Below are 13,506 nucleotides of genomic sequence, written 5' to 3' on the forward strand. Positions count from 1 at the left end.
ACAAAAGTCACTAAAAAAAGCCAAGTGACTTCACTCGACTTTTTCTATTCTTCTTACTGACCTTCTTCTTTCATGCCATGCAGTTTCAAGGCCTTGACCAAGGCATCTGCCTTCATGTTTTTCAAATCATTGAGACCAGCATCTTTGAAGTAAGAAATTTCTTCAAGAGACTTGGCGTCAATTTGGTTGAGGTCAATCACACTGGTTGAGAGCAATTTTTTCTCTGGTGTGACTGTGTATTCCAAACTAAAACCGGGAACGGTTTTTAACTTCTTGTAGTCTTCATTTTGTTCCAACAAAGCTTGAATAGCTGCTGTGAGTTCTTCAGGTGACTTCTCTGCTGCAACGGTCCCAAGTTGTTGGGGCAGATCAGCTGTCACTTCGATGCGAAGGTTTTCAACCTTATCTCCCTTAGATTTGATGATATCACGGTGTTTTGTTCCCTTGATATCTCCAACTAAGGTTGTGGTTTTTTCTTCATTTTTTACTTCTTTTTTAACAGAGGAACTGCTAGAAGAGCTAGCGGGTGTTGTTTTCTTTGTTTGGGATTGCGAACAACCAGTCAATACCAAAATGGCTAGCCCAAGGGTTACAAAAAATTTCTTCATTTTTATAACTCTCCTTTCACATACTGTTATCAGTATAACATATCGCGTCTTTCTTGTCTAAAAACTCCACTTTTCAAACCATTTCCCCCTCATTTCAAGCCCTTCATTTTGAATAAAAAACTGATGAATGTGAGACTTTTTGCAAAAACCCCTTTTTCTCACGAATAAAGCCTCAGTGGAGGGTTCACTTCAGTCTCAATCCCTCTGAATCACGCTGATTTCATAGGGAATCTCCTCGTTTTTCTATATACAAAAAAGGTTCCGAAAGGAACCTTCTGTTCAATTATTCTACACTAAACAAGTATGGGTAGACAGGTTGGCCACCTTGGTGGATTTCTACTTCTACATCTTCGTATTTTTCAGCAAGGGCTTGGGCCAATTCATTTGCCAACTCCTCACTGCCGTCTTCACCGACATAGATGGTCACAATTTCACTGTCTTCATCCAACATATGAGCGAATGTTTCTTCCAAGGTTTCCATCATATCTGGATTTGAAACAACGATTTTGCCATCGACCATTCCAAGATTATCATTTTCATGGATTTCAAGCCCATCAATAGTGGTATCGCGAACCGCTGTTGTCACACTACCAGACGCAACATCACCCAATGAAGCGCTCATGCGTTCGTAGTTTTCTTCGATCGACTTGCTTTCATCAAAGGCAAGAAGACTAGTCAATCCTTGAGGGATAGTCTTGGTCTCAACAACTGCTGCAGGTTGATCAATCACTTCTGCTGCAGATTGAGCCGCCATCAAGATATTTTTGTTGTTTGGCAAGATAATGATGTTGCGCGCATTCAACTCTTCAACCGCTTTGACAAAGTCTTCTGTTGATGGGTTCATGGTTTGACCACCAGAGATGATGTAATCAACTCCTTGCGCTTTAAAGATATCAGCCAATCCGTCACCAGCAACTACTGCGATGATGGCATATTCTTTTTCTTCAACTGGTTTGGCTTGACGTTCTTCTTTTTCAACTTGCGCTTCGTGTTGGTTGCGCATGTTGTCGACTTTCACCTTGACCAAGCTTCCGTACTTAAGACCTTCTTGCATGACAAGACCTGGATCTTCTGTATGGACGTGAACTTTGACAATCTCATCGTCATTCACCACCAATAGGGAATCCCCAAGGTTGTTCAAATAGTTACGGAATTCATCGTAATCGAAGTCTTTGACATAGGTTGGACCTTGTTTCAAAGCGACCATGATTTCTGTACAGTAACCAAACTTGATGTCTTCAGTAGCCACATGGCCAGCAACTGACTTGTGGTGTTCTGCATTGATCATTTCTGACATGGTTGCAGGTGTTGCTTGGAACTCTTCAGAAGCAATAAATTCACCTGTCAAGGCTGACAAGAATCCTTCATAGATGAAGACCAACCCTTGACCACCAGAGTCTACCACGCCAACTTCTTTCAAGACTGGCAACATATCTGGAGTCTTCGCAAGAGCAGTTTTAGCTCCTTCAAGAGCGGCACGCATCACTTCCACTGCATCGTTGGTAGATTCTGCTTTTTTCTTAGCCCCGATAGCTGCCCCACGAGAAACCGTCAAAATGGTTCCTTCAACCGGCTTCATAACAGCTTTATAAGCAACTTCTACCCCAGATTGGAAGGCTGCTGCAAGTGCTGCTCCATCCAATTCTTCTTTGTCTTTGACACTTTGAGAAAATCCGCGGAACAATTGAGAAGTGATGACTCCTGAGTTCCCACGCGCACCCATCAAGAGACCTTTAGCGAAGATCCCTGCCGCTTCTCCAACAGTTGATGCAGAACGGTCAGATACTTCTTTGGCCCCATTTTCGATGGTCATTCCCATATTGGTTCCTGTGTCCCCGTCTGGTACAGGAAAAACGTTCAAAGAGTTTACATATTCCGCTTGTTTATTTAAGCGCGTAGCCCCCGCTTGAACCATTTCTTGAAATAAACTTGTAGTAATATTAGCCACGATTATTCTCCCACAATCTTGATATTTTGAATATAGACATTCACAGTATCCGTAGTGATTCCAAGTTGATTTTCCAAACTAAATTTCACACGTTCTTGAATATTTTTTGAGACTTCGCTAATCTTTGTTCCATAGCTCAAAACAGTGTAAACATCAACTGCGATAGTTCCTGCTTCCGTTGTTTTGACAACAACACCTTTAGAGAAGTTTTCTTTCCCTAGGAGGGCTTGGAAATTATCTTTGATCGCATTTTTGCTAGCCATTCCAACCACACCGAAGATCTCAGTAGCGGCACCGCCTACAACAGTTGCGATAACCTCATCAGTCAATTCAATTTGACCGTCCTTTGTATTGATTTTTACTGTCATAATTTCTACCTCAAAAGTATTTTATATTCTATTTTACCATAAAAGAGGTCAACTGTAAAAGGGTAGGGACTATTCTTCACCCGCTGTGACAGCTGTCTCTAGAGAAAAAGAAAAGGGAGTGGGAAAGAACTCCGTAAAATAAAAAAAGTTGAAAAGGTTCCCCAAACCTTTTCAATTTTCCCACCCCCGCACAGTTGATTAGGAAGTACGAATGTTTCAAACATGAGTAGTTCCAACCAAACACTGCGTCATGCTACTATTCCTATCAAAAAGCGAAGGCTGGACACTTTATGTCCAGCCTTTTTTCTTTATTAAACGCGTTCTACTTTACCAGATTTCAATGCACGAGCTGAAGCCCAAACTTTTTTAGGTTTACCATCGATAAGGACAGTTACTTTTTGAAGGTTTGGTTTTACGGCACGTTTTGTTTGGTTCATAGCGTGTGAACGGTTGTTACCTGATACAGTCTTACGACCTGTGAAATAACATACTTTAGCCATTTCTGTGTTTCCTCCTATTAGATCTAATATAACGGATGTGCTAGCACCACATACCGTACTATATTACCAAAAAAAATCTCTCTTGGCAAGCTTTTGGCCAAAGTTTTTCATTTCCGACTTAAGAAAACGAATTCGCTCCGACATAGATAATTTCCAGATTTCCTAAGGAAACATCGCCCGTAATGTAGAAATCCTTGCTTGTCAGAGCACTTGGATTTTCCTGATGTTGGATCGCTGAGAGGGAATTATCCACATTTACATGGACACGCCAATCACTTGGTACATAGAGACTCAAACTTCCAAGGGAAACATCGACAACAAACTGAGCAGATGGACCCTCGATGCGGCAATTGTCAAAATACACCGATGCTTCGCCCATACTCACATCTGCACTTCCGCGGGTAAAGTGTTGGTCATTGAGATATTTTGTCACTGTTGAAAAAGTGACATCAATGTCATTGCCATCCGACTTACTCATGGACCCAGCAGAATAGGAAGCTAGGCGGGCTTTTGTTTTCTTAGAGGGTTTAAACAAAATGTTGAGCCCAATCACAGCGAGAATTGAGGAAAGGATGACAACTGAATTTGAAATTGGGAGGAAATGGTATTGCCCATTGAGACAAAAGAGGGCTAAAAGTCCATAGATGAAGCCCCAACCAAAATGGCGTTTTAAGAAACTAGAGAGGGACAGGACGGCAAGCAAGGTAACCCAAGCTAAGGTCCAGATGCTGATGTCCCATTTTACAAAATAGCCCTGTAAAAGGATTAAGGCTGCTAAAAGGATTAAGAATACTCCGATTAATTTTTTTCTCATGATATTACCTCATTTCATTTAGTCGTTCTTTTAAGAGTTGATAGTAGCGTCTGGATACGTGAACCTGCTTATGGGTCTGATAGAAATTGACCGTGCTGGTTCCTGAAAAAGACTTTTCCAGAGAGTAGATCTGCTTGGCGTTGACAATGGTGGATTTGGATATCCGACAAAAGGCGATGGGAAGCAACTCCTCCAACTCATAGAGCTTCTGCTTGACCTCATAGGCCTCGTCCTTGGTGTGCCCAAAAATCTTCTCCCCGTCCGTCTCAAAAAAGAGGATCGATGCCACATCTAGAAAATACTCACTTCGATCCTTGTAGAAGGCTAAAGGAGCAACCTTTTGTTCTAAGATTCTCTCTTGCAGCTGGGTCAACTCCGGGGTCAAGCGCGGAGCTCGAATCAAGATCTCAGGCTCATCCATTGATGGATCCAATTCGATTCTAACTTTCATAAAACTCCTTTCCCAACGTTTTGATAGTACCATTATAACAGCTGTTGAAAACAAAACAAGGGCTTTTCAGTAAGTGGCACATTTTCCCCATCAAGAGGTCGTATTTGAGAAGTAAAAAAGAGAGCGGGACAGGAATCGGTAATTCGTTAGAATTCGATTTCGTCGTCCCACCTCCGCACAGTTGAGTAGGGCTGTAAAAGCTGATGAAATCAGCGTAGTAGAGCCCACTCAACCACTGCGTCTTGCTCTACAATCCAAAGACAATTGAGAGGCTAGGACTTTTATCCCAGCCTCCTTTCTTTATTTATTGCTTTCCTTGTCCGGTAAAAGAAAACTAAGACCCAGGCAAGCGAGCACACCTGCTGTGATGACCAGACCATTTGAAACCGGCAGGACATCGTAAATCGCATTTGCGATCATAAATGCGATCAAGGCGCAGATAACACTTGCCTTGTAATCTTTTTTCAAGAGATTTTCAAGTGTAAAGAAAGCAAATAAGAGAACAGGGAACAAAGGCCAGATATTCACATCGATCTTTGGAAAGCCAACCATTCCCATTACCACAACTGCAAGAGCAGCAAGAATCAATCCAAGTCCAAGTAATTTTTTCATCATCATATACCTCGTTTTCAATATTCGGAAGTGTTTCTTCCTTTGATAATTCTATGATAGCAGAGAGCTCCTACGGAGACAAGGACTTTTGACTAAGTGGTCAAAAATGGCGCCTATGCGGTCAAAAGAAGGAGCGAGACCGAACGAATATGTGATCACCATTATTCATCGTCTCGCTCCTTCAAAGCAGATTTTTTCTATGCCGATTGCAGGGATCGAACCTGTGACCTACGCGTTACGAGTGCGTTGCTCTACCAACTGAGCTAAATCGGCGATTACCTTCTTAGTATAGCACTCTGAGAATAGATGTCAAGAAATTTTCATCTCCATTAGAAAAAGCCTTTCCTGAGACAAGGCTTTGAGATTCTTCCTCTTACGAACCCGCACTTTCGTAGGCATCTAAGCCCTTGTCCCATAGTTTCAAAGAAATAACAAAGAAGACAAGGGAAATTAGAATCAAACCACCAATGTTGAAGAGCCCGTCTTTGTCCTGCAAGAAATAGCTGGCAGGATAGTAGGCCGTAAAGGCGAAAGGTACAATAAAGCTAATTAACCAACGAAGGAGCGAATTGTAAATGGAAATCGGGTACTTGGCAAAATCATTAAACATATAGAAAATGTAAATCATAGCACCTGACTGCTTGGTCCAAAAAGCGATGCTGGCTGTAGCAATTTTCAAGGAAGTATAAATCAAGGTCGCAAAAGGAATACAAACTAGAAAAATCAGGAATTTTGGAAGAGTCCAAGCAATGCTAGTCGCCGTTGTCGCTAGTAAAATCCCACCGACCAAAAGTTCACCCAAGGCATCAATCTGAAAGGTCTCAACCAGGATGTGAAAGAGAGGATTGATAGGACGAGTCAGATACTTGTCAAACTCCCCTTTTCGAACTAGTCGTTGACCTAAAGCCCAGAGATTGTCAAAAAAGAGATGATCTAGTCCCTTTGGAATTAAGGAAAATCCATAGATAAAGGCAATTTCTTGAAAAGTCCAACCTTCTAGGGAGGGAATGTGTTGAAAGATGACATTGAGAAACAAGAGGTTCAGGCCTTGAGTCAGAAAGACTCCCAACACACCAACCACAAAATCTACCTTGTATTCCATGATTTGCTTGATATACTGTCTGATAAAAATCAGATGCATGCGTTGATATTTTTTCATACTAACCTCCCTGAATGGTGATAAATGACTGGACTCGTTTCCAAATCAACTGAGACAAGCCCACCATCACTATAAGCCAGAAAAGCTGAAGCAAAAGTGCTTGAAGAATCTGACTAGCATCGTATTTTCCAACAATAATCATGACCGGAGTGTAAATTAAGGATGAGAAAGGTAAGAAGGACAGAATATCTGAAATGACCTTTGGAAAGAAAGCCAAGGGGATCAAACTCCCAGACATAAAGGCCACTATGGAAGTCTTAAGTAGGTTGGAACCCCAAAGATTTTTAAATACAAAGGCTGAAAATCCAAAGCAGATATTAAAGAAAAAGTTAATCAGATAGGCCAGCGTTAAGCTAAAAAGATAAAGGGTAGTTAGTCCCAGCACTTCTACAATCCCTTGCCCAGATAAGATTTTCATCAAAACAATGACACTTAAAAATGGCAGTCCAACAGAGATAAAAATCAACCACTTGGAACCAAGCTCCGTAAAGAGGTAAGAAGCCGCAAAATGCACTGGTCGCAACAAGCGCATGATAATGGAACCATCCTTGACCTCATCACCAATCATAAAGGAAGAATCCGACCTAGTCAGAAGATTAGTCACAAAACTCATGATGATGTAGAGGGTGATATCCGCCATACTGAAGCCCTGAATCAAAGGCTCCTGGGAGGAATCAAAGACAGCCTTCCATAGATAAAAAGCCACAAAAGCACCCATGACATCGCCAATCCGATAAAGAATAAAGTTGACTCGATAGCTAATCAACTCCTGAATCCCTGCATTGATAAAGGGTTTATAACGTCTCCACAATTTGACCATCTTAGAGCTCCTTTCGATAGAAGCGACGGATAATATCTTCAATATCCGTATCTACCATCTTCAAATCACGGACCTCAAAATCAGATAAGGTTTGCTTGATAATATCGGCCGACTGGTAGCGGGAACTATCGAATTCAATATTGAGAGTATTTCCTTGTCTATCAATGGACATATCAGGCAAGCCCTCATAATGAGAGACTAGATGATTTTGACCTGGCGTCAGGTCAAAGGAGAGAGTCTTCATCTTGCCAAAGGTCTCCTTGAGCTGGCTAACCGTTCCATCAAAAATCTCTTGCCCCTTATCAATCATAAAAATCCGATCACAGAGTTGCTCAATATCACTCAAATCATGAGTAGTCAAGAGAATAGTTGTCTCTTCCTCCTGATTAATCTGGGTAATGGCCCGACGAATGTTGTCCTTGACCGACACATCCAAACCAATAGTCGGTTCATCTAAAAAGAGAACTTTGGGATTGTGAAGCAAGGAAGCCGCAATATCCGCCCGCATCCGTTGACCTAGTGAAAGAGTCCGCACAGGATCCTTGATAAATTCCTTCAAATCCAAAACTTCATTCAAAAAGTCCATGCGCTTATGGAAAAGCGAGTCCGGTACATCATAGATCTCTTTCAAAACCGTGTAGGTCTCTTGCAAAGCCAAATCCCACCATAGCTGGGTGCGTTGTCCGAAAACGACTCCAATATCCTTGACATAATCTTGGCGATTATCCTGGGGAATCTTGCCGTTAATCCGACAAAAGCCAGATGTGGGCTTCAAAATTCCTGTCAGCATTTTGATGGTGGTTGACTTCCCAGCACCATTTGCCCCGATAAATCCTAAAATCTGTCCTTTTGGAACTTCAAAAGTTAAATCCTTGACCGCTTCAAAGGTCTGCTTTTCAGGATGAATAAAGGAGCGCAAGGCTCCCTTTAACCCCGGCTCCTTAACTGTCTTCACAAAATTTTTCCGAAGATGTTCCACTTCTATCATTGCCATATCTATCTCCCTATCGTAAGAAGCAACATTGTATTTTTGACCACAAATATTCTAAATCCTTACTTTCTACACTTTCTAAATATTATTACAGAAGGCTTTATACCAACCTATTATAATCCAATAAAAAAAAGAATGCAAGCGTTTGCTTATTGATTATGAAATGAGAAATTTTTCTCTTAAAATAATACTTTTAAGCAAAAATTCTGGTTTCATCGTTTCCTTAAAATACCAAAAAAACTGCCTTCTTTTTCAACATAAGGAAAGAAAGCCCTAATAACACCCTTTTATAGTGCAAATGTCTACGGAAAACAAGTGTTAATTTATATCGAAAATTTTTATCCCTAAGAAAAGATAAAAAGGTGATGCTGCATCACCTCCCTCTACCAAGTTAAGTCTTCAATCATGCTTCTTACTTGTGAATCAAGAGTCTTATCCTTCTTCAGTTCTCCAACCAAAGTCTGAATCTGCCGGACTAGATTTGGATCATTGTCATTATAGCATCGATGAAGCATCCAGATGTTATGCACAGTTGGACTTTTTAGAACTGACTCCATCAATAATTCCTCATAGCCTTGATGATAAAATCGCTCCACAAAGTGAACCAACTCACCTGGAGCTCCAAAATCTACTTCTGGATGCTTGGAAATAAAGTCTAAGACGGGGTCAACCAAATCAAAGGGTTGAGGGTAAGCCTCCATGGCATCTACAATCTCGTCTGCCAACTCAAATTCTTGGTCTTCAGTAATTGCATCATGCAAAGCAACTAACATATCATCTTTAGTAAGCATCTGATTCTCCTTTTCAACTTTTCCATATCATTATTCGTTTTTGAACTTCTTCTTCACTCATCAAACCTTGTTCGTAAGTAGTTTTCCAACTCCTTTTGGGATAAATCACTAGGAAGTTCAAACACATACTCATAACCTTCATCACAAAAGGAAACTTTCTCTTCAGGTGGAAACCATTTCCGAAGCCAGATGATATAGGAGGCATAATCTTGTAACCTGTTCGTTGAATCAAAGTAATCAATCACAAAAACATTTTTCTTGCTACTCAGTGAACTTTCCAAAGTAAGCTGAGGACTTTGATAATCCCAAGAAAGCGAGTAAGCTTTTTCAGGATTCGTCCTTTCTCTGATCAAAATACCTGGAAATTTTTCTCTCAAAGCAGTACAAAAGGCTTGTAAATCTAGGAATATGGGGTCTTTACTCTCAATAAAGACAAAATCAGCAGTACTCATCAGTCTCTCTCCTTCTTTTTAAAACTGAAAACAGACCTTAACCATCAATGGCAAAATTCTCCAGACTCTCAAATGCCTGCCCCTGATAGTCAAAAGAAAAGATATGAATATCATCAAAAGTTTGATCGCAGAAAGTAACGGTTTGTCTTTCTGGCTCGATGATGGGTTTACCCAATTTTTCAGTAGCTTCTTCATCTGTGAAATACCCATAAAATTCTTGTAAATGAGGCAGTATAAATGCAAGAATACGGTAAAGATTTTTATGGTAATTGGCTGCAAGCAACTGAGCTTCCATCTCAAAGTTTCCACTTGGTTTTTCTTCCCAAGCTACAAGAACATCATCTACTTCATGTAGGTAGGCTTGCAAGGACTGATCGAATATCATGGCTATTTTTCCTTCAATTCTATTTGTAATAACAGAAAATAAAATCACATAGATTGAACTAAATGATTACCTAGATGTAACTTTCATAATTCTTTTCACACTCTTATCTTTGTCAACTAGAAAGCAATCTGGAAAAGTCATCTGTCCCCATTTTTTATAATCAAAACTTGAATCAAAATGATTGATTAAGATTCCTAGCAAATTTCCATGAGAACTCAGTAAAATGGTTTTATCTGAGTACCTTTCTTCCAAGTCCTCAAATAAATCTAAAATTCTATTTAATGCTTCTCGATTGGACTCTCCTCCAATAAGAGATTTATCTGGATTTTGCCATAAATATTGAATTGTTTTTTCAAACTCAGTATCTTCAATAAATCTTGAGGATAATTTTCGCTCTCGTAACCGATTATCAAGAACTATTTTATCAAATTGAATTGGCGAGCTATTAATCGTTTCAAATGCTCGTTTATAAGGACTAGAAAAATAATAATCAATATTAAAAGAATTCAAAAAATCTAACTGATTAAGAGATGAAAATCCTTTTTCTGACAAAGTTCTATTAAAATCATCACTTGAAAATCTTGAATGAGCATGTCTAAGTAAAATATAAGAATTATTCATAAGTCATTACCTTTCAATTATTATCATCAGTCTCAATGGATTTTTAAGCCCTCAATTATTCTCTAAAAATTCTTTAATGCGAGAAACAATAGCATCGCTTTGATAATGATAGAGGTCGTGAGGCGCATCCATATAGTCGACTTGAACATTAGACTGGTCGCTTGCAAATCTCTCTGCATAACGTTGCCACTCTGATTGGCTAAAGGTCGTGCCTTCACCGTTAGAAACCAGGAGTAAGGCTGGAATTTTCGGATTAATGCTAGATGGAACTTTCTTGGCATTTTCCTTTGCCAAACGCGATTCATGAAACATAGCTTGTGACATCAACTGCTTATAAGCTAGAAGTTTATATTGTTTTCGTTCACTTTCGATCAGAGTTTGATTTTTTATATATAAGGACTCAGGAAAGTAGCGTAATAAGCCAATCTTGCTGCTCCAATATGCCACAGTGAGCAAGGTCTGATTCTCCTTTAAATCTTCATAACTTGATGGCAATGCCCAATCTAAACCAATCAAAGCTTTCACTTCATCAGGAAACTTCTCCTGCCAAGCAAGACTCTCTAAACTAGCCATAGAATGCGAAATAATCACATAAGGACCTGAAACATGAGCTTGCGCCAAAGCTTGACGGGTCTCAGAAAGGACCTCCATCACATCTCTTGAACGATCACTATCTTCACTAAAACCATATCCTGCTCGCTCCACGACAACAACCTTGTATTTTTTGGATAGGGGATCTGATAGATTCTTAAAGTCTAGGATAGGAGAGGCGATACCTGCACCGGAAAGAAAAACGATTGTTTGAGGTCCTTCTCCTTTAACAGAGACATTCATTCGATGTCCATTGACTGTAACTTGTTTACCAATGGGTGTGAGAAGCTTACTTTCATTTCGTAAACTAAATTGATGAAAAACAAATGTAGCACCTAAAAAGAGCAGGAGAAAGCCACAAACGATCCAGCTCCACAGTTTGAATTTTTTCATAGGCATATTGTACAAAAATTAACCCCTGGAAGCAACCTTTCCCAAACAAAAAAACAAGATCCACATGGGACCTTGCTTTCCTGTTTTTAATTAAGCTTTGCCTTCTGAACCGAATACGTCGATACGTTCTTCAACAGCTGCAGTAATTGCTTCGAAACCTGGTTTCAAGAATTTACGTGGGTCGAAGAGTTTCTTCTTGTCGTATTCTGCTTCGTTTGCATCGTATTCACGTACGAATTGACGAGTAGCATTTGCAAATGCGATTTGGCATTCAGTGTTCACGTTAACTTTTGCAACACCAAGTTTGATAGCTGCTTGGATTTGATCATCAGGGATACCTGATCCACCGTGCAATACGATTGGGAATCCTGGAACAGCTTCAGTCAATTTTTGCAAGTGGTCAAGGTGAAGACCTTTCCAGTTTGCTGGGTAAGGACCGTGGATGTTACCGATACCTGCCGCCAAGAAGTCGATTCCTGTAGCAACCATTGCTTTAGCGTCTTCGATTGGTGCCAATTCACCGTCACCGATGATACCGTCTTCTTCACCACCGATAGTACCAACTTCAGCTTCTACTGAGATACCTTTAGCATGAGCTTTTTCAACGACATCTTTCGCCAATTTAAGGTTTTCTTCAACTGGAAGGTGTGAACCGTCAAACATGATTGAAGTGTAACCAGCTTCGATACATTCAAGAGCATCGTCGTAGTGACCATGGTCAAGGTGAATAGCAACTGGTACAGTAATACCCATTGATTCTACAAGGTTTTCAATAAGGGCTTTACATACTTTGTAACCACCCATGTATTTAGCAGCACCCATAGAAGTTTGGATAAGTACTGGAGCTTTCTTAGCTTCTGCTGCACGCAAGATAGCTTGAGTCCACTCAAGGTTGTTTGTGTTAAATCCACCAACTGCATAACCATTGTCACGAGCTGCTTGGACAAATTTTTCTGCTGAAACGATTGCCATTTGTTATAGGCCTCCTATAAATTTTTATGGGGTTAATCCCACTTACATTGTTTATTTTATCACTTTTTAGATGAAATTGCTAGTTTTTCCTGTGTCTTTAAGCGCTTTCTTACGATAAATAGGGTGGAATCTCCTAACTCCTAAGACTTTCATCCTAGCAAATAAGGAAAAGAGGCTGGGACAAAAGTCCTAGTCTCTTAATTATTTTTGGATTTTCTAGCAAGACGCAGTGGTTGAGTGGGCTCTACTACGCTGATTTCATCAGCTTTTACAGCCCTACTCAACTGTGCGGAGGTGGGACGACGAAATCGAATTCTAACGAATGACCGATTTCTGTCCCACTCTCAATTCTCTTCTTTAAAATTTTTTAGTGAAAGGAGAAAGGCGATCCCGCAAATCACAAGGGATACCGCTGCAACCCATTGAGAATAGAAATAAGCAGCAAATAATTGACTGTCGGTGAACATTTTTCCAAGAAGCCCGTTTACCAATCTAAAAAGAAAAGGAAAGGTGTCAGGTACAGCAAGAAATATCGCAACAAGTAGAATAAAGCCTGCCATCAAGAAAAGATTGGGAATCCACTTTTTAATCCTTTTCTCTTTTCTGAGCAAACACTTAGAAGCAATCGCTGCTAGAAAAACGAGGACATTCCATATGTTTAAGGCGATAAAATATCTAAAAGTATCCTTGTATGCGCCTATCGCCATAGCTAAAATCATGATAGGACCGAAAAAATTAATGGCACTTCCCAATAGTGCAAAGAGGCCATCGACCAAAACCAGATACTTCTTCTTCATTTTCTCACCTCATCTCACACCTATTCTACCACAAAGAAATTTGAAAACAAAAAAAGATAGCCAAAGCTATCTTGATCCGATGCGGAGAGAGGGACTTGAACCCTCACGACCTAAAGCGGTCACAGGATCCTTAGTCCTGCGCGTCTGCCAATTCCGCCATCCCCGCGATTGAGTACTTTACTAGTATATCAATCAACAACTTTTTTGTCAAGATTTTTTTCAAACTTTTTTCA

General features: G+C 40.2%; 17 protein-coding genes and 2 tRNA genes. All 19 read right to left on the reverse strand.

Features of this window, described 5'->3' with window-relative positions:
- Window positions 1-53 precede the first annotated feature (53 nt).
- Complete coding sequence (locus O3629_RS02330; protein WP_155168141.1) at window positions 54-608, reverse strand: SP0191 family lipoprotein; 555 nt, start codon at window positions 606-608, stop codon at window positions 54-56.
- Window positions 609-891: 283 nt separating this feature from the next.
- Complete coding sequence (locus tag O3629_RS02335; protein ID WP_014712937.1) at window positions 892-2,556, reverse strand: DAK2 domain-containing protein; 1,665 nt, start codon at window positions 2,554-2,556, stop codon at window positions 892-894.
- 2 nt (window positions 2,557-2,558) lie between these two features.
- Entirely contained in the window at window positions 2,559-2,924 is a 366-nt protein-coding gene (locus O3629_RS02340) for an Asp23/Gls24 family envelope stress response protein (protein ID WP_003004393.1), read from the reverse strand.
- A 311-nt stretch (window positions 2,925-3,235) separates the two neighbouring features.
- On the reverse strand, window positions 3,236-3,424 hold the full coding sequence (rpmB, locus tag O3629_RS02345; protein ID WP_001140948.1) for a 50S ribosomal protein L28: 189 nt from the start codon (window positions 3,422-3,424) through the stop codon (window positions 3,236-3,238).
- A gap of 118 nt (window positions 3,425-3,542) precedes the next feature.
- Entirely contained in the window at window positions 3,543-4,238 is a 696-nt protein-coding gene (locus O3629_RS02350) for a hypothetical protein (RefSeq protein WP_070595583.1), read from the reverse strand.
- 4 nt (window positions 4,239-4,242) lie between these two features.
- A complete protein-coding gene (locus tag O3629_RS02355; protein WP_003004160.1) occupies window positions 4,243-4,689 on the reverse strand; it encodes a LytTR family DNA-binding domain-containing protein in 447 nt (148 codons plus the stop codon).
- Window positions 4,690-4,989: 300 nt separating this feature from the next.
- On the reverse strand, window positions 4,990-5,301 hold the full coding sequence (locus tag O3629_RS02360; RefSeq protein ID WP_049475132.1) for a hypothetical protein: 312 nt from the start codon (window positions 5,299-5,301) through the stop codon (window positions 4,990-4,992).
- Window positions 5,302-5,501: 200 nt separating this feature from the next.
- A tRNA-Thr gene (locus O3629_RS02365) sits at window positions 5,502-5,574 on the reverse strand.
- A 100-nt stretch (window positions 5,575-5,674) separates the two neighbouring features.
- Window positions 5,675-6,460, reverse strand: coding sequence for an ABC transporter permease (locus tag O3629_RS02370; RefSeq protein WP_155168139.1), 786 nt, complete (start codon window positions 6,458-6,460; stop codon window positions 5,675-5,677).
- A gap of 1 nt (window position 6,461) precedes the next feature.
- A complete protein-coding gene (locus tag O3629_RS02375) occupies window positions 6,462-7,280 on the reverse strand; it encodes an ABC-2 family transporter protein (RefSeq protein WP_003017344.1) in 819 nt (272 codons plus the stop codon).
- A gap of 1 nt (window position 7,281) precedes the next feature.
- Window positions 7,282-8,274 carry an ATP-binding cassette domain-containing protein gene (locus O3629_RS02380; protein ID WP_021154465.1) on the reverse strand — a complete coding sequence of 331 codons (993 nt, stop codon included), beginning with the start codon at window positions 8,272-8,274 and terminating at the stop codon, window positions 7,282-7,284.
- 380 nt (window positions 8,275-8,654) lie between these two features.
- Window positions 8,655-9,062, reverse strand: coding sequence for a hypothetical protein (locus tag O3629_RS02385; protein WP_014712923.1), 408 nt, complete (start codon window positions 9,060-9,062; stop codon window positions 8,655-8,657).
- Between the two features lie 53 nt (window positions 9,063-9,115).
- Window positions 9,116-9,514: a hypothetical protein gene (locus O3629_RS02390; protein WP_021154464.1), complete on the reverse strand. Its 399-nt coding sequence runs from the start codon at window positions 9,512-9,514 to the stop codon at window positions 9,116-9,118.
- A gap of 37 nt (window positions 9,515-9,551) precedes the next feature.
- A complete protein-coding gene (locus O3629_RS02395) occupies window positions 9,552-9,899 on the reverse strand; it encodes a hypothetical protein (protein ID WP_024055414.1) in 348 nt (115 codons plus the stop codon).
- Window positions 9,900-9,965: 66 nt separating this feature from the next.
- On the reverse strand, window positions 9,966-10,520 hold the full coding sequence (locus O3629_RS02400; protein ID WP_024055415.1) for a histidine phosphatase family protein: 555 nt from the start codon (window positions 10,518-10,520) through the stop codon (window positions 9,966-9,968).
- A gap of 51 nt (window positions 10,521-10,571) precedes the next feature.
- Entirely contained in the window at window positions 10,572-11,510 is a 939-nt protein-coding gene (locus O3629_RS02405) for an alpha/beta fold hydrolase (RefSeq protein WP_049486083.1), read from the reverse strand.
- 84 nt (window positions 11,511-11,594) lie between these two features.
- On the reverse strand, window positions 11,595-12,476 hold the full coding sequence (locus O3629_RS02410) for a class II fructose-bisphosphate aldolase (RefSeq protein WP_003004573.1): 882 nt from the start codon (window positions 12,474-12,476) through the stop codon (window positions 11,595-11,597).
- Between the two features lie 344 nt (window positions 12,477-12,820).
- Window positions 12,821-13,273 (reverse strand): hypothetical protein, encoded by a 453-nt coding sequence (locus O3629_RS02415; protein ID WP_049482645.1) that lies wholly within the window; start codon window positions 13,271-13,273, stop codon window positions 12,821-12,823.
- Window positions 13,274-13,353: 80 nt separating this feature from the next.
- Window positions 13,354-13,439, reverse strand: a tRNA-Leu gene (locus tag O3629_RS02420).
- Window positions 13,440-13,506 lie beyond the last annotated feature (67 nt).

The sequence above is a fragment of the Streptococcus sp. 27098_8_12 genome (assembly GCF_041432115.1).
Lineage (GTDB): Bacteria > Bacillota > Bacilli > Lactobacillales > Streptococcaceae > Streptococcus > Streptococcus parasanguinis_V.